Below are 19,778 nucleotides of genomic sequence, written 5' to 3'. Positions count from 1 at the left end.
AAGCTGGATAATTCCTTACTGGCTGTAAGGGATATTAACCATAAATATATTGTAGTAGAAAGGAAGAAGACATTATGAGAGATGATAATTGTATTTTTTGTAAACTGGCAAATGGGGAGATCCCGACAGCAACTTTATATGAGGATGAGGATTTTCGTGTGATTCTGGACGCAAGCCCGGCTGCAAAAGGACATGCACTGATCCTTCCAAAGCAACACTATGCGAATCTGTATGAGCTGGATGATTCTGTAGCATCAAAAGTACTCGTACTGGCGAAAAAGATGATCACTAAGATGACAGACATTCTTGGATGTGATGGGTACAACATTGTACAGAATAACGGAGAAGCTGCCGGACAGACAGTATTTCATTTCCATATGCATCTGATTCCGAGAAGCAAAGGCGATGAGGTAGGTCTTGGCTGGAAGATGGGCGAGCTTACAGATGAGGACAAGGAAGATATCCTGTCTAAGATAAAATAAGATACAAGAGGCAGAGAATGTGTGTACGTTACAGAATAATCTGCAGGTATCATAAAAAGCAGGCAACAAAGGATAAGTTATAGTTATAAAGGAAAGATGGGTGAGGTGTATGAACGTACGATCAATTGGGAAACAAGCGTTTGATGCAATTTATGAATCTAATCTTGAATATGTGTATCGTACAGCGTGTTATTACACCCAAAATCATTATCAGGCTGAAGAGATTACGCAGTGTGTATTTATTAAGCTGTACGATAATATAGATAACGTAAATATGCAGTCTGTGAATTCATGGCTTTTAATAACAACAAAGCATATGGCATTAAATTACAAAAGAGATTATGCACGGGAAACACTGATAGATGAACTTCTGTATGATAATGAAGTCGGAGACAGTCTGGAAACATGTTATATGACTGAGTTTGACAGGACAAAGCGAAAAGAACTGGCGGATGAAATCTATCTGAGATTATTTGAGGAAAATAAACGCTGGTATGATGCCATAATGGCGGTCTATTTGCTTGAAAAGCCACAGAAAGAAGTGGCACGTGAGATGGGCATTTCGCTGGAAGTGTTACACAGCATGCTATATCGTGCGAAGAAATGGATTCGTAAAAATTACGAGAAGAGATATCGCTATTTAGACGAGGCATAAGAAAAGGCTAATCTATAGGACAAAAGGTATAAGAAAAGCAGGTCGCAACAGGAATTTGCCTGTATGACCTGCTTTTATATACCTATTATTTACGCTTGCGGCTGACCGATTCAATCAGATCGATGATCGTATCGATAGAGTTCTGCTGAGAGGACTGCTTCATGGCATCGATGTATTTCTGACGGTTCTCATATACCTGATCTACCGTTGCCAGAAGGCTCTCGTTTGTCATCGTCTCTTCTTCCAGAACAACGCTGAAGCCCTGGCGTTCAAATGAACGGGCATTCAGGATCTGGTCTCCACGGCTGGCGCTTGTTGGAAGTGGGATCAGGATGTTCGGCTTATGTAAAGCAAGAAGTTCGCAGATAGCGTTCGCTCCGGCACGGGAAATAACAACATCTGCCATTGCAAACAGATCCTTCAGTTCGTCTTTGATATATTCGTACTGCATATAACCATCTAAGTGATTCAGTGTAGGATCAAGACGTCCTTTACCGCACAGATGGATGACCTGATATTTCTTCAATAACTGTGGAAGGATGGCACGGACTGCATTGTTGACTGCAACAGCGCCAAGACTTCCGCCGATGATGAGGATAACAGGTTTGTCAGATGTGAAACCGAGAAATTCTCTGGCTTTGAACTTATCACCGGTTAACAGTTCCTGGCGGATCGGTGATCCGGTAAGAACCGCTTTGCCTTCCGGCAGATAGCGAAGTGTCTCCGGAAAATTGCAGCAAATCTTTGTTGCAGCGGAAAAGGATAACTTGTTCGCAAGTCCCGGTGTCATATCAGATTCATGAATAATGGAAGGAACATGACAACTCTTACCAGCCAGAACAACAGGTACGGATACAAATCCACCTTTGGAGAAAATAACGTCCGGCTTTAGAATCTTGACCAGTTTCCTTGCATCTCCAAGACCTTTGAGAACACGGAATGGATCTGTAAAATTCTGAACGCTGAAATAACGTCTTAACTTACCGGTTGCAATCCCGTGATATGGGATTCCAAACTGCTCGATCAGTTCTTTTTCAATTCCGTTGTAAGAGCCGATATAGTGGATATCGTATTGCAATTCTTTTAAACGAGGAAGCAGTGCAATATTAGGAGTAACGTGACCTGCCGTACCGCCTCCGGTTAAAATAATTCGTTTCATAGTGACCTCCCAGATTTTAGCATTTACCTTTGTGGTAGTTATACTATATAATAAATGTACTATAATTGATGTCAGGTCTGAAAACATGACAGACCTCTGTACTTATATATTATACGTTACAGGGAAAATAGGTCAAGAGAAAGAAAAAAGTTCATTGATTTTTGAGAAAGAAAGGGAACAGGAAAAACATGAAAGAAAGCAAAGATCCATTCGATCGGATGATCCTGGATGATTTGGAGCGGGAAGCTGATGAGATTCGGCGCAACGTAGCAGCAGCGAATCTTCCGCCGATGACCAATGAACAGAAAGAAAGAATACGTGAAAATATCCAGAAAGAAATAGATGCCCGTGAGGTGCAGAAAATCTGCGAGCAATTGCCGAAAGAGTATCAGGAAGCCTTGAAAATCGGAATGGAAACGATAGAAAAAGAGAATCGGAAATCTGGCAAAGATAACGAAACGGAAGCAACGAAAGTCAGGGCAGATAAGGAAACGGAAGAGCTGAAAGCCGGAGCAGATAAGGAGACGGAAGAAGGAGAACCAGGATTCGGAGCAAATAAGGAGACAGAAGAAGGAGAACCAGGATTCGGAGCAAATAAGGAGACAGAAGAAGGAGAACTGAGTGCCGGAACAGATGAGAAAAAGCATAGATCCAGGAGAAAGGCATATCTTTCACGGGTGGCGGCAGCAGTTGTTATAGTTCTGCTTGCAGGCGGAATCGGAGTTACCAGCTTTGGAGGACCTGAACGGGTGATGGAGATGATGAAGAGAAATGTCGGCAGTCGAGAAGTAGAGCAGGTGGATTCAAATAAAGATAACTTGGTGATTAAAGAAGAAAATGAGGAAGAGGCATACCAGAAAATAAAGGATGAGTTGGGAATTGATCCTGTGAGAATTGTAGTAAGACCAAAAGAATTTAAGTTTGGTTGGGCTAAAATAGAAAAGAATGCGCAAATTTCAGAAATGCTATATCGATATAGGGGAGAAAATATTTTTTTCGTAATTAATGCTTCTCAATCAAACAATTCATGGGGAACAAATGTCGATGATAAAGAAATTAAAGATTATACGAGAAAAATAAAGGGGGTAAAATTTCAAATAAAAGAATTTGAAACTGTAAAATCTAAAGAGAGACGATATGCTGCAAGATTTGAATATGGAGGAACTGGATATTATCTAATGGGAGTTATGCCAAGAAGAGATTTTAATAATATTTTAAAAAATCTGCATTTTTTTGAGAAATAGGCGTCAGTTTTTCCAAACTTATGTGTCTTTATATATAGAGGATGAGAAATGAGGAGAATATGGAAGAGACATAGTATGGGAGGTGCTGATGAAAAAAAGAAATCGAAAAGTATATTCGCTTCTGTTAGTAATGTTAATGCTGACCTGTTTATTATGGAACAGTACATTATCTGTAAAAGCAGAAAATGAGAAAAAGATTGGTGAGTCATATCTGACTCATCAGGAGGAAGCCGAAGGTACAACGCCCAAAAAGGTAACTCGTGGAGAAGATTTGTTGACTGGATATTCCAAAATCCGGAGGATGGGACCGGAGAAGTTATATGCAGGTGGCTCAACAATAGCTGCGCATTTAGTTGATAGTGTGGGTGTTTCTGTTATGGTAGAGCGTGCCAAGGAAGGCGACACCGAATGGGAATTTTACGATGGCTGGCAGAAATTTAATGAAAACACAGATAATGTGTCGTCATGGAAGCAGATGGATGTTGAAGGTGACTGGTATTACCGGGTTCGATGTGTACATTCAGCTAATGAGGATATAAGCAGTAGCTTTACAAACGGTGTTTTCATTGAAAAAAAGAGTATCTTTGAGCTTTAAAAAAGAAAATAAGTATAAAGAAAACAAGTATAAGGAAACCAAAAACTAATTTAACAAAGGAACATGTGCAATGCGGGGACTGCGCCGGGCGCTGAGTGGAAAGGCGTCTGAAGAAACTGTCAATAATATTTTAAAAAGAAAGAGAATATTTCAGTTTACCGAGTTTTTCAACCGCATGCAAACAAAGTTAGGACTTATTGGAAGCTTGGCGTTCGGCGCAGTCCCCGCATAAGATTCTAAAAATTGAAAAAAGACAAGTGAAAAGATAAGCGAAAAAGCTGCCGTAATGGCAGCTTTTTTGATGGAAAATTCGCAAAAAGTTGGAAAAGTGGATGAAAACGGTCAAAAACAGGTTGGAAAAGTGGATGAAAATAGCCAAAAATGGGTTGGAAAAATGGATGAAATCATGTATGATGTTGAAAATGATTTCCTGTGGCTGAAAGATGCAGGAGTTGCGATACCTGTATATAATATCAGTGAACCGAAGCTTCCGCTGGTGATAAGCGAGAACCGCAATCTGTTCAAATTATTTTTCTCGGATGTAGGATTGCTGACAAGCCGGTATTCAAATCAGGTGAAAATGCCGATATTAAATAAAGATAAAGCCATCAACAATGGTGCACTATTTGAAAATGTGGTCGCACAGGAACTATTAGCAAAAGGGCATAAAGAATATTATTTTAACAGCAAAAAGCAAGGAGAACTGGACTTTGTAATAGAACTGGATGGAAAAGTAGTTCCGTTGGAAATTAAATCGGGGAAAGATTATAAACGTCATTCCGCGTTAAATAACGTGCTGAAATGTGAAAAATATCAGATTTCAGAAGGATATATTTTCTCAGAAGGAAATGTTGAGACTGTCGGACGGAAAGTTTATATGCCGATTTATATGATTATGTTTTTGGAAGAGAAGAAGATGGAAAATACAATATATAAACTGGATCTCAGTGGGCTTGCGAACAGAATTTAGAGAATATCATTTAGAAAACCAGCCACCCTCCGGAAAAGTAACGAATCAATGCTGTCTTTTCCGAAGAATGGCTGGTAAAAAAATGCTGTTTAAGTTTTTAATAAAGCAGTATGGATGTCCTAGTTCTCGTTTAATGCCTGGCGAAGCGCATGTGCAAGCTGATCCGGGCAGGATGTTGCTTTGCTGCCGCAGGTGATTCCCTCTAAGCGGGAAATTGCTTCGTTAGCATCCATTCCGCGAACGAGACTACTGAGTCCTTTTGTATTTCCGTTGCATCCGCCGAGAAATTCAACGTTTTTGATGGTAGTTCCGTCAAGTTCAACGTGAATTAACTGGGAACAGACACCGGTTGGTCTATAATCCATGGTAATTACCTCCTGATATATTAATGTGGATGAAAGTATCCAATGCGCATTATAACAGAGTTGGGAAAGAAAAGCTACAGGAAATCTTTTAAAATTAACCGTTCCTGTGTTATACTGAAATCTCAGGTTGTATGAGTTTGTGTTTTCTGTTTTATACAGAATACAAGGCAGGATTATAATAAAATTATTTTTAAATTATGAAGAGAGGAACGAAATTATGATAGGTATTATCGGAGCAATGGAAGAAGAAGTCGCTGCATTAAAAGAAGCAATGCAGGTCGAGTCTGTGACAGAGTACGCATCCATGACATTTTGTAAAGGCATTTTATGCGGGAAGGAAGTTGTGATTGTCCGCAGCGGAATCGGTAAAGTAAATGCAGGAATCTGTGCGCAGATTCTGGTAGATAAATTCGACGTAAACGCATTGATCAACACGGGAATTGCGGGATCACTGAACGCGAAGATTGATATCGGGGACGTTGTAGTGTCCAAAGAAGCACTGCATCACGATATGGATGCGACAGAATTTGGTGATCCGATTGGACAGGTGCCGCGTATGGATACACTGGCATTCCCGGCAGACGAGCGTCTGATCGGGCTTGCAAAAGCGGCAAATGAAAAGGTAAATCCGGATATTCATACATTTGTCGGAACGGTGGCGAGTGGTGATCAGTTTATTGCAAGCCAGGAAGCAAAAGATAAGATTGTAAATAATTTCCATGCTTACTGTACAGAAATGGAAGGGGCTGCGATTGCGCATGCCGCATATCTGAACAAAGTTTCGTATGTCATTATTCGTGCTATTTCGGACAAAGCCGACAACAGCGCACATGTTGACTATCCGGAGTTTGAAAAGATGGCAATTGCCCGTAATATCAAGCTTGTACAGGAAATGCTGACATCTATGTAAATAAGTTAGAAATTATTTTGTGACATAAGAAAAGAAAATCGGACAGTATGCGACAGATGCATGTCGAATACTGGGGAACGAATTTTCGGCCCTCCTCTAAGATTTCAATTATAATGCTTAGAAAAGGAGGGCTTTTTTATGTTGAAAATGATAGTAGAAAAACAAGTGCTGCTGATAATTGCGGGAGTGTTTATGGCATTGGGGATCGGGAGTAAATGTGTGGTCGATGCGACGCTCAGAAAACTGGTGTATGGAGCGGGAAATATGAATAAAAGTACACATCCGTTTATCCGGCTGGTGCGGGCGAAATTTGAGCATGCCTGTATGATCAGTGAGAAGGTGGAAAATGTAGGCGTTTTTGTGGATAAGTACCTGTATGAATACCGGGTGCTGGGGATACGTTTACATACGCTTCGGAGAATGGAGCGGATATCGGCAGTTTTATGTATTTGCTGCGGAGTGACCGGAGCAGGACTTCAGTATGTGCAGGATGGCGGAATGACGGATGTGGTACTTAAGACAGGCGCAATTGGGATCGGTGCAGGAATTTTTGTGTTTCTTTTTCATCTGACAACAGATGAAAAATATAAGCTGCAGGTAGCAAGAAACTATATGGTTGACTATCTGGAAAATATCTGTTTGCACCGGTATGAAAAGGCTTACCGGAAAGAGAAGGAAGAGAGCCAGAAAATGAAAGAGAAAGTGGTCGCAGCGAGTGTGGATGTTAGTATGAGCAAGAATATGGCAGTGAATGGAGAAAGTTCAGTTGTAGGAGTGGACATGTCTGCAGAAAAAAATGTGGGGACGTGTACAGATATGATGATGGAGAAAGCCGGAACGGCAGGTACAGAGACATTTGCAAATAAATATCCAGAAAATGAAAATATAGTGGCAGCAAACGCAACAGTTACCCCAATCCGGAAAGAACTGTTGAAAGGGGATTCGCCGGAAGAGAATATCCTGAGGGAAAAGGAAGAAAAGAAAGCAGAAAAAGAAGAGAAAGAAGAGAAAAAGTCAGTGGACAAGGATGTCCTGATCCGACAGATTCTGGAAGAATTCATGGCGTAAGCGAACTTTGCAGCAAGGAACAAGATCTGGGGTGTGGCAGGACTTATCTGGCGACACCCTATTATAACGTATTAAAACTTGCTATAATTTCCGTGATTTGTTAAAATTATGAAGAGAGTATGCATGTCCAAAGATATACGGATAATAACCGGACAGACCGGTCATGCAGAGAGTATTGAGGATGAAATACATGGGTAAAATATATTATATGATGGGCAAGAGTTCTTCCGGGAAAGATACTTTATACAAAGAAGTATTGAAAGCACTGCCGAAGCTTAAGACACTGGTGCTCTATACAACCCGCCCGATCCGGGAGGGAGAACAAGAAGGCATAGAGTATCATTTTGTGACGGACGAAGAGCTGGAGCGATTTGAGAAAGCCGGAAAAATAATTGAAGAAAGAACTTATGATACCGTGTATGGAGCGTGGAAATATGCTACAATAGAAGACGGACAGATAAATCTTGCGGCATATGATTATCTGGTTATCGGAACACTGGAGTCCTATGCCGGAATGAAGAAGTGCTATGGAGCAGAGAATCTGGTTCCAATCTATATAGAAGTGGAAGATGGTGAACGGCTTTCGCGGGCACTTTCGCGGGAACGGCAGCAGGAGCAGCCGAAATATGAAGAGATGTGCCGGAGATTTCTGGCAGATCAGAAGGATTTTTCCGAAGAGAATCTGGAAGAGGCAGGCATCGTCCGACGCTATTACAACGATGATAAGGTACAATGTTTAGAAAAAATTATAGGGGAAATACAAAATGGGAAGTTTTAAAGATGTGGTAGGCCACAAAGACATTATTCAATATCTGCATAATGCAATTTCAGAGGATCGCGTTTCACATGCATATATTCTGAATGGAGAGCGTGGATCGGGAAAGAAGCTGTTGGCGAGATTATTTGCCATGACACTTCTATGTGAAGAACACGGACCGGAGCCGTGTAATCACTGTCATTCCTGCAAGCAGGCAGAGAGTGGGAATCATCCGGATATTATTACGGTTGCACATGACAAGCCGAATACGATCAGTGTAGATGATATCCGTGTTCAAGTGAATAATACGATCGATGTCAAACCATATCAGGGACCATATAAGATTTATATTATCCCGGAGGCAGACAAGATGACGGTGCAGGCACAGAATGCCCTGCTTAAGACAATCGAGGAACCGCCGAAGTATGCAGTAATCTTACTGTTGACAGAGAATGCGGAACTTCTGCTTCCGACGATCAATTCCAGATGCGTTATGCTGAAGCTTCGTTATATCAAAGATAAACTGATCAAAAAATATTTGATGGAGAATCTGGAGATTCCGGACTACAAAGCGGAAGTGTGTACTGCATTTGCACAGGGAAACATGGGCAAAGCAATCATGCTGGCAAATTCCGATCATTTTAATGAGATCCGTGAGGAGGCAATCCAGCTCCTTAAGTATATTCATGAGATGGAGTTAAGCGAGATTGTGGATGCAGTGAGCCACATTTCTGTATACAAACTGGAAATCACAGATTATCTGGATATTATCATGATCTGGTACCGTGATGTCCTAATGTACAAAGCAACGAAAGATCTGGACAAAGTGGTATTCAAAGACCAGATAAAATATATTAAGGAACAGGCACAGAAGAGTTCCTATGAGGGAATTGAACTGATTTTAGAAAGTCTGGAAAAAGCAAAGACAAGATTGAAAGCGAATGTAAACTTCGATCTGGTTATGGAGCTTTTATTCCTTACGATAAAGGAGAATTAGTACGATGACAAAAGTAATAGGTGTAAGATTCAGAACAGCGGGAAAGATCTATTTCTTTGCACCGGGAAAGCTGAAAATACAAACCGGAGATAAAGTAATTGTAGAGACTGCCCGCGGGGTAGAATTTGGTACGGTTGTAACCGGAGAAAAGGAAGTGGAGGATGACAAGATCATGCAGCCACTGAAGCCGGTGATTCGTATTGCAACCGCAGAAGATAAGAAGAAGGATGCCAAGAACAGAGACAAAGAAAAAGAAGCTTTTGGCATTTGTTTGGAGAAGATCCGCAAACACGGTCTGGAGATGAAGCTGATTGATGCGGAGTATACATTTGACAATAATAAAGTGCTGTTTTATTTTACAGCAGATGGAAGAATCGATTTTCGTGAACTGGTCAAAGATCTGGCAAGTGTGTTCCGTACGAGAATTGAATTACGTCAGATTGGAGTAAGAGACGAGACGAAGATCCGTGGAGGAATCGGAATCTGCGGACGTCCGTTATGTTGTCACACTTATTTATCAGAGTTTGCGCCGGTATCGATTAAGATGGCAAAAGAGCAGAATCTTTCTTTGAATCCGACAAAGATTTCAGGTGTGTGCGGACGACTGATGTGCTGTCTGACGAATGAGGAAGAGACTTACGAAGAGCTGAACAGTCATTTACCATCTAACGGAGATCATGTGACAACACCAGAAGGGCTTAGAGGGGATGTACAGTCCGTGAATGTCTTGCGTCAGCTTGTAAAAGTAGTTGTTACGCTGGACAATGATGAAAAAGAGATCCGTGAGTACAAAGCAACCGAATTAAAATTTAAACCAAGACGCCGGAAGAAAGAGCAGAAGTTATCCAAAGAAGAGATGGCAGAGCTTAAGGCATTGGAAGGAAAACGTGGAGATTCTAAGTTAGATGATAATTAATCAAAAACCGGAAGAACGGCTGGACGATCTGCAGATCAAAGGGTATAAGATATTGCAGAATCCGGGACGCTTCTGTTTCGGGATGGATGCGGTGCTCTTATCTGCATTTGCAGATGTAAAGAAGAATGAGAGAGCGCTGGATTTGGGAACGGGAACGGGCATCCTGCCGATTCTGTTACATGCAAAATATAAGGGACAGCATTACACCGGGCTTGAAATCCAGCCGGAGAGTGCAGATATGGCAAGGCGAAGCGTAGCGTATAACAGTCTGGAAGACAAGATAGATATTGTAACAGGAGATATAAAAGAGGCGGCGGAACAATTCGGACCAGCCTCTTTTGATGTTATTACGACAAATCCGCCGTATATGATCGGAGAGCATGGTCTGAAAAATGAAAAAGAAGCACTGTACATTGCAAGACATGAAGCACTGTGTACACTGGATGATGTTCTGGCGCAGAGTGCGAAAGTGCTGAAAGTAAAAGGCCGTTTTTATATGGTGCATCGTCCGTTCAGACTGCCGGAGATCATGACGAAGATGTGTAACTATGGTCTGGAGCCGAAGAGAATGCGGCTGGTATATCCTTATGTGGACAAAGAACCAAATATGGTTCTGATCGAGGGAAGAAAAGGTGGTAATCCGAGAATGACAGTGGAGGCACCGTTGATCGTATATGAAAAAGATGGCAGTTATACACAAGAACTTTTGAAACTGTACGCAGGTGAATAGGCGACAGGTCATTTATAAGTGATTCTGCCGGGCGAATGATAGAGAAGTTTACTGGAATTGCCAGTCAGGGATTGTATGGATTCAATTTAAAAATTTATAATTAAAAAAGGAGACAGAAGATGGCAGGAACCTTATATTTATGTGCAACGCCGATCGGCAACCTGGAAGATATGACATTTCGTGCAGTGCGGATGCTGGGCGAAGTAGATTTGATCGCGGCGGAGGATACGAGAAACAGTATCAAGCTTCTAAATCATTTTGAAATAAAGACACCGATGACAAGTTATCATGAATATAATAAGATCGATAAGGGACATTATCTTGTAAGACGATTACTGGAAGGCGAAGATATTGCACTTATCACGGATGCAGGCACACCGGGTATCTCAGATCCGGGCGAGGAGCTTGTGAAAATGTGTCACGAAGCGGGTGTGACCGTGACGGCACTTCCGGGAGCGGCTGCATGTATCACCGCGCTTATCATTTCCGGACTGGGAACGAGAAGATTTGCATTTGAAGCATTTTTCCCCACCGATAAAAAAGAACGTCAGGACATATTGGAAGAGTTAAAAAATGAGACGAGAACAATGATCTTATACGAAGCACCGCACCGGCTTGTGCGAACACTGAAATTGTTAAATGAGACACTGGGGAACAGGAATGTCAGCATTTGCAGAGAATTGACGAAGAAGCATGAGACGGTATTCAAGACGACGCTTGCAGATGCACTTGCTTATTATGAAGAAAATGCACCAAAGGGCGAGTGTGTGATCGTGCTGGAAGGAAAGAGCCGACAGGAGATCCGTGAGCAGGAGACTGCAAAATGGGAAGAGATGAGCATCGAAGATCATATGGAACATTACCTGAAAATGGGAATAGATAAAAAGGACGCCATGAAAAAGGTGGCAAAAGACCGTGGCGTGAGCAAAAGAGACATTTACCAGGCACTGCTGTAGCGTGCAGATTGTACAGGAGGGAGAAAGATGGCAGGAGTATCATTGAAGCACATTTGCAAAACTTATCCAAATGGATTTGAGGCGGTAAAAGATTTTAATCTGGAAATAAAGGATAAAGAATTTCTGATTTTTGTCGGGCCATCAGGATGCGGAAAGTCCACGACACTTCGTATGATCGCAGGTTTGGAGGAGATTACTTCCGGAGAATTGAAAATTGGAGATACGGTTGTTAATGATGTAGAGCCGAAGGACAGGGATATTGCTATGGTATTTCAGAATTATGCGTTATATCCGCACATGACAGTTTATGAAAATATGGCATTTGGACTGAAACTTCGGAAGGTACCGAAAGACCAGATAGATAAGATGGTGAAAGAAGCTGCAAAAATCCTGGATTTGGACCAACTCCTTGATCGGAAACCAAAGGCATTATCAGGAGGACAGAGACAGCGTGTAGCGATGGGAAGAGCAATCGTGTGCAACCCGAAAGTGTTTTTGATGGATGAACCATTATCCAATCTGGATGCAAAATTGCGTGGGCAGATGCGGATTGAAATTTCTAAATTGCATCAGCGTCTGGAAACAACGATTATTTATGTTACACACGATCAGACAGAAGCGATGACTCTGGGAACACGAATTGTTGTTATGAATGCCGGCGTGATCCAGCAGGTAGACACACCGCAGAAATTATACGAAGAACCAGGTAATATGTTCGTTGCCGGATTTATCGGATCGCCGCAGATGAATTTTCTGGATGCGGTGTGCCAGGTGGAAGACGACGATGTGTATCTGACGATCGGAGAAATGAAACTTCACCTGCCGGAAACAAAGGCAGAGAAATTAAAAGCCGGTGGATACGATGGAAAGACGGTTGTTCTTGGAATCCGTCCGGAAGATCTGCATGACGAATCGGAATTTGTTGAAAGTTCACAGGGTACAGCTCTGAAAGCGAAAATCCGGGTATATGAAATGGTGGGGGCGGAAGTTTTCCTGTGTTTTGAATATGAAGGAACAAATATGACGGCGAGAGTAGCACCGAAGACAGCCGCAAGAACCGGAGATATTGTAAAATTTGCTCTGGATGTGGATAAAATCCATGTATTTGATAAAGATACAGAAAAGACGATCACTAATTAAGGTCAGATTGTGTTGGATTGTACTTTTTCAGTGAATAGTTAGACACTTATACTTTACTATGCTAAAATGGAAGAGCGTGTAACAAAAGGGGCGGTTGTGTCAGAGAGAACAGCCCATATGAAGTACAGGAAAGATTAGGAGGACAGACAGAACATGATTAAATTATACGATGGAGGCGCATATCTGTTAAACGGAACAGAGATTGTAGAATCGGCTGCAGAAGTCGGAGCGAAGACCGGACAGACACCGGATCAGAAAGAAGCAGCAAAGCAGACAATGGCTTATCATATTTTGGCAGACCATAATACTTCCGGCAATATGGAGCAGCTGCAGATTAAATTTGACAAACTGACTTCTCATGATATTACATTTGTAGGAATTATCCAGACAGCGAGAGCTTCAGGACTGGAGCGTTTTCCAATTCCTTATGTACTTACAAACTGCCATAACTCACTGTGTGCAGTAGGCGGAACAATCAATGAAGATGACCACATGTTTGGACTGACTTGTGCAAAGAAATACGGCGGAGTTTATGTACCGCCTCATCAGGCTGTTATCCACCAGTTTGCAAGAGAAATGCTTGCAGGCGGCGGTAAGATGATCCTTGGCTCGGACAGCCATACCCGTTACGGAGCACTTGGAACGATGGCAATGGGTGAAGGCGGACCGGAGCTTGTAAAACAGCTTCTGAATAAAACTTATGATATTAAGATGCCGCAGGTAGTAGGAATCTATCTGGATGGAGAGCCGATGAAAGGTGTCGGACCACAGGATGTGGCACTGGCAATCATTGGAGCGACATTTAAAAATGGCTATGTAAACAATAAAGTGATGGAATTTGTCGGACCGGGTGTAGAAAAGTTAAGTGCAGACTTCCGAATTGGCATTGATGTTATGACAACCGAGACGACATGTCTGTCATCTATCTGGAAAACAGATGAAAAGATCAAAGAATTTTATGAGATCCACGGAAGAGTGGGAGAGTATAAAGAATTGAATCCGGGAGCAGTTACTTACTATGATGGTATGGTATATGTGAACTTAAGCGAGATCAAACCAATGATCGCGATGCCGTTCCATCCATCGAATGTCTACACAATCGATGAAGTGAATGCAAACTTAAAAGATATTTTGCATGATGTAGAGCAGAAAGCACTGGTAAGCCTGGACGGGGCAGTAGATTATTCTCTGCAGGATAAGGTTGTAAATGGTAAATTATATGTAGATCAGGGACTGATCGCAGGATGTGCCGGTGGTGGTTTTGAAAATATCTGTGCGGCAGCAGACATTATCAAAGGTCACTACATAGGGGCAGATGCATTTACATTCAGTGTATATCCGGCAAGTACACCGATTTATATGGAACTTGTGAAGAATGGCGTAGTGGCAGATTTGATGGAGGCAGGAACGATTGTGAAGACAGCATTCTGCGGACCTTGCTTTGGTGCAGGAGACACTCCGGCAAACAATGCATTTTCTATCCGTCACTCAACAAGAAACTTCCCGAACCGTGAAGGTTCCAAGTTACAGAACGGACAGATTGCATCCGTTGCACTTATGGACGCAAGATCAATTGCAGCAACAGCGGCAAACAAAGGCTTCCTGACACCTGCAACAGATATGGATGTCGAATACAAAGGACAGACCTATCATTTCGATGAGAAGATTTATGCAAACCGTGTATTTGACAGTAAGGGCGTAGCGGATCCGTCGGTAGAGATCCAGTTTGGACCGAATATCAAAGACTGGCCGGCAATGGCAGCACTTCCGGAGAATCTGCTCTTGAAAGTAGTATCCGAGATCCACGATCCGGTAACGACAACAGATGAGCTGATCCCATCCGGAGAGACTTCTTCTTATCGTTCGAATCCTTTAGGACTTGCAGAATTTGCACTGTCCAGAAAAGATCCGGCTTACGTTGGAAGAGCCAAAGAAGTGCAGAAAGCGGAGAAAGCAATTGAAGCAGGAAAATGTCCGTTGGATGAATTAGAAGAATTAAAACCAGTTATGGATGTGATACATACAAAATATCCGGAAGTCGGAAAAGGCAACCTCGGAATCGGAAGTACAATCTTCGCTGTAAAACCGGGAGACGGTTCTGCGAGAGAACAGGCAGCATCCTGCCAGAAAGTACTTGGTGGCTGGGCGAACATTGCAAATGAATATGCAACCAAACGTTATCGCTCCAACCTTATCAACTGGGGTATGCTTCCATTCCTCACAGAAGAGGATGACAAGAACTTAAGTTTCAAGAATGGCGATTACATCTATGTGCCGGAGATCCGCAAAGTGATCGAAGAGAAAGCAGCAGATGTAGCGGCATATGTAGTCGGTGATGAGCTTAAGGAGATTCGCTTGAAGCTTGGAGATATGACAGATGCGGAGAGAGAAATTATCTTGAAAGGATGTCTTATCAACTACTATCGTGGATAAGTATGTGGATAGAATAAAAAACGCTGAAAAGGGGACGGGGATTTTCTAGAAAATCCCCGTCCCCTTTTCAGCGTTAACCTTTTTTCCAACTTTTATGCAACACTTTTCCACATGTTTTCCTCTAATGTATGTGGAAAATAATTCATCGATGATGGAAACAGTATCTAACAGGGAGGTCATTTATGAAATGTGATGTGGATACGTTCGCGCGGATGTATGAAGAGATTTATAAAGATTTGTATCGATTTGCATTGTGTATGATGAAAAATGAACAGGATGCAGAGGATGCGGTGAGTGATGCGGTACTTTCCGGGTATGAGAACATCCGGAAACTCCGGGATGAAAAGGCTTTTAAAAGCTGGATGTTTACAATACTGGCGAACACATGTAAGAAGAAACTGCAAAATAGAAGCAGAAAGTTTCGTATGGAGAAGGATATGGAGTCGTCAGAGTCGGAGAGAAATAATTTTAGAACCGGACATCCGGATTATGGAATATCCGTAGATGTGCAACGTGCATTTTTGCATTTGTCTGAGGAAGAGCAGACAATCATTGCGCTGTCTGTATTTGGTGGATATAACAGCAAAGAAATCGGCGAAATGCTGAAGCTGAATGCCAATACGGTACGGTCTAAGAGAAGCCGCGGACTTGAAAAGATGGAATATATATTAGCGTAGGGAAAAGGAGCGTGCAATATGGAGAAAAGAGAACAGGATCTTTTGTATAAGATAGAAGTGGGCAGCGAAAATGTAGTAGTTCCGGATAGCCTGAAACCGGAAAATATGAAGAAAAAACTGGAACAGTGTGCGTGGGAAGAACGCAGGAGAAAAAGACGCAGACAGTGGAAGCTCGCGGGTGCGGCAGCAGCCTGTATTGTATTGGTGGCAGGAATCACAGTATACCAGAATCGGACGAGAATGGTAAAATCGGATTCTGCTGTGATAAACAGCGCTGATTCTTCGGATGGTGTAGTGGCAAAGTCTGTTGAGAAATGTCCGGTAAATAAGGGGAATCAGGAAAACCAGAAATATTATGCAAAAAGTTACAAAGAAATCCGTAAATATATAGAAGCGAGTGAGAAAGAGGAAACCGCCAAAGGAAGCACAAAAGAACAACAGTCATGCGCAGACGCGACAGGAGATTATTCAAATACGAATGTGCGTCAGGAAGGTGTAGATGAAGCAGACGTGGCAAAGACGGATGGTCGTTATCTCTATGTGTTAGAGGATGGCGGAGACTATGTTTCTATCGTAGACACGAAAACAAGTATGAAAATAATCAGTGAGATTAAGGCACCGAAGGATGAAACTATCGAGGAATTTTACCTGACAGAAAAAAATAAAAAAGTGGTAATGATATGCAGTAATTCATCGGATGACGATTATGAAGATGTGGAAGATGTTACCAGGAGTTCTTTAATAAGTAAACAAACAGAAGGAACCAGAGTAGTAACTTATGATGTACAGGATAAAAAGCATCCAAAGAAAGCGGGCGAAGTATCACAGAACGGTGAGTATGAGCTTTCAAGAATTTCTGACGGGTATCTGTATATTTTCTCGAATTACTGGGTAGCGGAAAAATGGAAGAAAAAGCACCCGTCCACTTATATTCCATATGTGGATGGCAATCTGATGAAGGCGAAAGATATTTATTTACCAGAAGGAACAAAAGGATGCATGTATGAAATTGTTTCGTCAATTAATCTGAAACAGCCGGATAAGATCGCAGACAGCAAAGCTATTTTTTCAGAAGGCGGAGACGCATATGTAAGCAACAAAAATATTTACTATTATGAAGAAGAATGGACTGGCAACGGAAAGCAGGAGAAGACATTACTCCGTAAACTATCTTACAAAAAAGGAAAACTGGCGGTTGTTGCGCAGAAGACATTCAAAGGATATCTGAATGATTCATTTTCGATTGATGAATACGATGGATATCTCCGCATGGTTGTGACGAGAGGTAAGACAAATGCGGTCTATGTCCTGGATCAGAAATTAAAGCTGACCGGAAAGATTACAAACCTTGCGAAAGACGAGCGCGTGTATTCTGCAAGATTTTTAGGAGATACAGGATATTTTGTTACTTATAAAGAAACGGATCCGCTGTTTTCGGTAGACTTATCTAATCCGAAGAATCCGAAGATCCTTGGGCGCTTAAAAATACCGGGATTTTCCAATTACCTGCATTTCTATGGAGAAGATAAGCTTCTTGGCATCGGAATGGATGTAGATAAGAAAGATGATGTAACAGATGGTGTGAAGCTGTCCATGTTTGATATTTCCGATAAAAAAAATGTGAAAGAGGAACATAAGTATACACTGAAAGATGTTTATAGTACAGATGTGGAATGGGATTATAAAGCGGCGCTTATTGATGTGGAAAAAAATATAATCGGCTTCCCGGCAGGAGGAGAAAACAGACAAATGTATTATTTATTCAGCTATACAGAAGAAAAGGGATTTCAGTGTAACATGAAAGAAAAGATTTATGGAAGTGATGCGTTATCGACAAGAGGTATATATATTAAAGACCGTCTATATGTAATCCATGGAAATGTACTGAAAGCGTATAGCCTGAAGACATATAAGAAAGTTGATGACTGTCTGTTGTAAACGGAATTTACGCTGTAAATATAATTGTTGACTGGGTGCTGCATACTGTTGCAACAAAAAAATAGAAGTTTAATCTTATAATATGTAAATAGCAGATATAAAAATAAAGAAAACCTTCGGCAAAGGATTCCTGATTTACATGAGGTGAAAAAGGAACCGATATGTCGGAGGTTTTCTCTGTTTGGGCTCCGGATGAAAGTGCCAATTGCAAATTCTGTTGGGGCTCTATAGGGCTAAGATTTGGCTAAATCGATTTATTTTATTGCAGACAGACGGCTTCTTAAGATCGGTCCTACAATCATAGCGATAATGATCTTAACAGCATCTCCGGCAAGATACGGAAGCACGCCGACAGATAATCCTGCCATGAAAGAAATATGCATCTGGTAAGCAAGCCATGCAGTTCCGAAAATGTAAGCAACAGCAAGACCGAGTACCATGCCAAGAACAGCCGGAAGCTTTTTGCCGCCAAATTTGTTAGTACCGATTCCTGCGATTATCGTCATGAAAATGAATCCAATCAGATATCCGCCAGTCGGTCCGGCAAGTTTTTCAAGTCCACCGGTAAAACCGGAAAATACAGGCAGACCTGCAATTCCGAGAAGCAGATAAATGATATAGCTGAAAAGTGCATCATTCCAGGAAAGAATAAAAACAGCGATATATATAACCAGATTTGTCAGTGAAATCGGCACCGGACTGACTGGAATTGGAATAGCAAATGGTGCCAGAATACAGATAACGGCAGTGATCAAAGCAATCTCTACCATACGTTTTGTAGTAAAAGCTGATTTAGTAGTTGATGTCTCCATGTAAAAAGTCCTTTCTGTGATGTGAGTTTGTTCGTACAATAATCATTTGTTTAACAAAGTCATTATAATTGTAGATATGAGGAATGTCAACTATAAAAATATAAAGGTTAACAATTAGGAGTCGAAAGATGTCATAAAATCACTTCCTGACAAGCACATCGAATTTGTCATCATTTAAATACATATTCAGTTTAATGAAACGTCCCGATTCTGGAAGCTTTGACACAGCGTGGATTGCATTTTTTATTTTGATATAGATATCGGTCACTTTCAATAAAATTGCCTGGTTATTCACACTGAAAAAACGGCATGTCACGCAGACGGAGCGCGCAGAGGATGAGGCAGTGAGCGTGGAAGTTACGGCAGAAAAAGCTGCAAATTATATAGGAGAGGAGTACAGAGATGATGATTTTGAGTCTGTTTGTTATGGCTTGAAAATGTTATGCTATGTATCAGAATAACATGAATAAAAAGTCAGAATTGACAGATAATAATAAAATAACAATGATGAAATAAAATAATATAATAAAAATATAAAAATAGTGTTGACAAAATAGAAGCGCGGTGCTATTATAAAGTCAATCCAAAAGAGATACGAAATCTAAAAATCAAATAAAAGAAGATCTGACGAGAAAGGATTTTCGAAATAACATTTGAGAGATTTGAAGATTTGGAAATTCATGTAAAGGAGGCTTATTCCGTTGGACAGTTTAATCGATTCATCAATTCAATATGTTAGTGGTATGGCAGAGAATGATTCCCGAAAAATAAGCCTTTACCATAGAAGTTAGAATCCGGTAAGATTAGAATGGAAGAAAAAAAGAAATCGGAGATGTCAAGAAACCGGAAGATAGAATAAAGAGTTACATCTGCACAGACATATTGGAAATAAATACCACAGGTAGAAGAAAAACGAGTAAAACTTATGTGAAGTTATAAAATGTGTAAAGAAACATTTTATACATACCCCTTAC

Annotated in this window: 19 protein-coding genes; 16 read left to right on the top strand and 3 right to left on the bottom strand. The window is 41.3% G+C overall.

All coding sequences use genetic code 11. The annotated features are described in order from the left end of the window. Window positions 1-74 precede the first annotated feature (74 nt). On the top strand, window positions 75-482 hold the full coding sequence (locus DWY31_RS06400) for an HIT family protein (protein WP_118519828.1): 408 nt from the start codon (window positions 75-77) through the stop codon (window positions 480-482). A gap of 109 nt (window positions 483-591) precedes the next feature. Beyond that, window positions 592-1,137, top strand: a complete 546-nt coding sequence (locus DWY31_RS06395) for an RNA polymerase sigma factor (protein ID WP_118519827.1) — start codon at window positions 592-594, stop codon at window positions 1,135-1,137. An 85-nt stretch (window positions 1,138-1,222) separates the two neighbouring features. Here DWY31_RS06395 and DWY31_RS06390 read toward each other — a convergent pair whose 3' ends face one another. Further along, window positions 1,223-2,296: an undecaprenyldiphospho-muramoylpentapeptide beta-N-acetylglucosaminyltransferase gene (locus DWY31_RS06390; RefSeq protein WP_118519826.1), complete on the bottom strand. Its 1,074-nt coding sequence runs from the start codon at window positions 2,294-2,296 to the stop codon at window positions 1,223-1,225. Window positions 2,297-2,484: 188 nt separating this feature from the next. Between DWY31_RS06390 and DWY31_RS06385 the strand changes: the two genes are divergently transcribed. The 3 genes from DWY31_RS06385 to DWY31_RS06375 all read left to right on the top strand — a co-directional run bounded on the left by DWY31_RS06385 (window position 2,485) and on the right by DWY31_RS06375 (window position 5,105). Then, complete coding sequence (locus DWY31_RS06385) at window positions 2,485-3,540, top strand: DUF4367 domain-containing protein (RefSeq protein WP_118519825.1); 1,056 nt, start codon at window positions 2,485-2,487, stop codon at window positions 3,538-3,540. Window positions 3,541-3,628: 88 nt separating this feature from the next. Then, entirely contained in the window at window positions 3,629-4,135 is a 507-nt protein-coding gene (locus DWY31_RS06380) for a DUF6147 family protein (RefSeq protein WP_118519824.1), read from the top strand. Between the two features lie 286 nt (window positions 4,136-4,421). Then, the gene (locus tag DWY31_RS06375; RefSeq protein WP_243060444.1) at window positions 4,422-5,105 is read left to right on the top strand and encodes a DUF4143 domain-containing protein; all 684 of its coding nucleotides are present in this window, start codon (window positions 4,422-4,424) and stop codon (window positions 5,103-5,105) included. 119 nt (window positions 5,106-5,224) lie between these two features. Here the strand turns inward: DWY31_RS06375 and DWY31_RS06370 are convergent, their stop codons facing one another. Beyond that, complete coding sequence (locus tag DWY31_RS06370) at window positions 5,225-5,470, bottom strand: TIGR03905 family TSCPD domain-containing protein (protein ID WP_021860436.1); 246 nt, start codon at window positions 5,468-5,470, stop codon at window positions 5,225-5,227. A 217-nt stretch (window positions 5,471-5,687) separates the two neighbouring features. Here DWY31_RS06370 and DWY31_RS06365 point away from each other — a divergent pair, with 217 nt between their 5' ends. From DWY31_RS06365 to DWY31_RS06315, 11 genes are all read left to right on the top strand, one after another. Then, window positions 5,688-6,380 carry a 5'-methylthioadenosine/adenosylhomocysteine nucleosidase gene (locus tag DWY31_RS06365; protein WP_118519823.1) on the top strand — a complete coding sequence of 231 codons (693 nt, stop codon included), beginning with the start codon at window positions 5,688-5,690 and terminating at the stop codon, window positions 6,378-6,380. A gap of 138 nt (window positions 6,381-6,518) precedes the next feature. After that, on the top strand, window positions 6,519-7,448 hold the full coding sequence (locus DWY31_RS06360) for a hypothetical protein (RefSeq protein ID WP_199671932.1): 930 nt from the start codon (window positions 6,519-6,521) through the stop codon (window positions 7,446-7,448). A gap of 190 nt (window positions 7,449-7,638) precedes the next feature. Next, window positions 7,639-8,226 (top strand): guanylate kinase, encoded by a 588-nt coding sequence (locus DWY31_RS06355; protein ID WP_021860433.1) that lies wholly within the window; start codon window positions 7,639-7,641, stop codon window positions 8,224-8,226. Further along, window positions 8,213-9,202: a DNA polymerase III subunit delta' gene (gene holB, locus DWY31_RS06350; protein ID WP_118519822.1), complete on the top strand. Its 990-nt coding sequence runs from the start codon at window positions 8,213-8,215 to the stop codon at window positions 9,200-9,202. Before DWY31_RS06355 ends, holB begins: the two co-directional genes overlap by 14 nt. A 4-nt stretch (window positions 9,203-9,206) precedes the next feature. Beyond that, the gene (locus tag DWY31_RS06345) at window positions 9,207-10,118 is read left to right on the top strand and encodes a PSP1 domain-containing protein (protein WP_118519821.1); all 912 of its coding nucleotides are present in this window, start codon (window positions 9,207-9,209) and stop codon (window positions 10,116-10,118) included. After that, window positions 10,108-10,848, top strand: coding sequence for a tRNA1(Val) (adenine(37)-N6)-methyltransferase (locus DWY31_RS06340; protein WP_021860430.1), 741 nt, complete (start codon window positions 10,108-10,110; stop codon window positions 10,846-10,848). Before DWY31_RS06345 ends, DWY31_RS06340 begins: the two co-directional genes overlap by 11 nt. Before the next feature lie 119 nt (window positions 10,849-10,967). Then, the gene (rsmI, locus tag DWY31_RS06335) at window positions 10,968-11,804 is read left to right on the top strand and encodes a 16S rRNA (cytidine(1402)-2'-O)-methyltransferase (RefSeq protein WP_118519820.1); all 837 of its coding nucleotides are present in this window, start codon (window positions 10,968-10,970) and stop codon (window positions 11,802-11,804) included. A 27-nt stretch (window positions 11,805-11,831) separates the two neighbouring features. Continuing rightward, window positions 11,832-12,944, top strand: a complete 1,113-nt coding sequence (locus DWY31_RS06330) for an ABC transporter ATP-binding protein (protein WP_118519819.1) — start codon at window positions 11,832-11,834, stop codon at window positions 12,942-12,944. 153 nt (window positions 12,945-13,097) lie between these two features. After that, window positions 13,098-15,377: a hydratase gene (locus tag DWY31_RS06325; RefSeq protein ID WP_118519818.1), complete on the top strand. Its 2,280-nt coding sequence runs from the start codon at window positions 13,098-13,100 to the stop codon at window positions 15,375-15,377. Window positions 15,378-15,559: 182 nt separating this feature from the next. Further along, window positions 15,560-16,054 (top strand): RNA polymerase sigma factor, encoded by a 495-nt coding sequence (locus DWY31_RS06320; protein WP_118519817.1) that lies wholly within the window; start codon window positions 15,560-15,562, stop codon window positions 16,052-16,054. A gap of 18 nt (window positions 16,055-16,072) precedes the next feature. Beyond that, window positions 16,073-17,992, top strand: coding sequence for a beta-propeller domain-containing protein (locus DWY31_RS06315; protein ID WP_118519816.1), 1,920 nt, complete (start codon window positions 16,073-16,075; stop codon window positions 17,990-17,992). Between the two features lie 254 nt (window positions 17,993-18,246). Here DWY31_RS06315 and DWY31_RS06310 read toward each other — a convergent pair whose 3' ends face one another. Continuing rightward, window positions 18,247-18,804, bottom strand: coding sequence for a biotin transporter BioY (locus tag DWY31_RS06310; RefSeq protein WP_021860424.1), 558 nt, complete (start codon window positions 18,802-18,804; stop codon window positions 18,247-18,249). Between the last annotated feature and the right edge of the window lie 974 nt (window positions 18,805-19,778).

Source organism: Dorea sp. AF24-7LB, assembly GCF_003478575.1.
In the GTDB taxonomy this organism is placed as follows: domain Bacteria; phylum Bacillota; class Clostridia; order Lachnospirales; family Lachnospiraceae; genus Dorea_D; species Dorea_D hominis.
The sequence above is the reverse complement of the archived record's forward strand: the minus strand, read 5'-3'. Positions and strand labels throughout refer to the sequence as shown.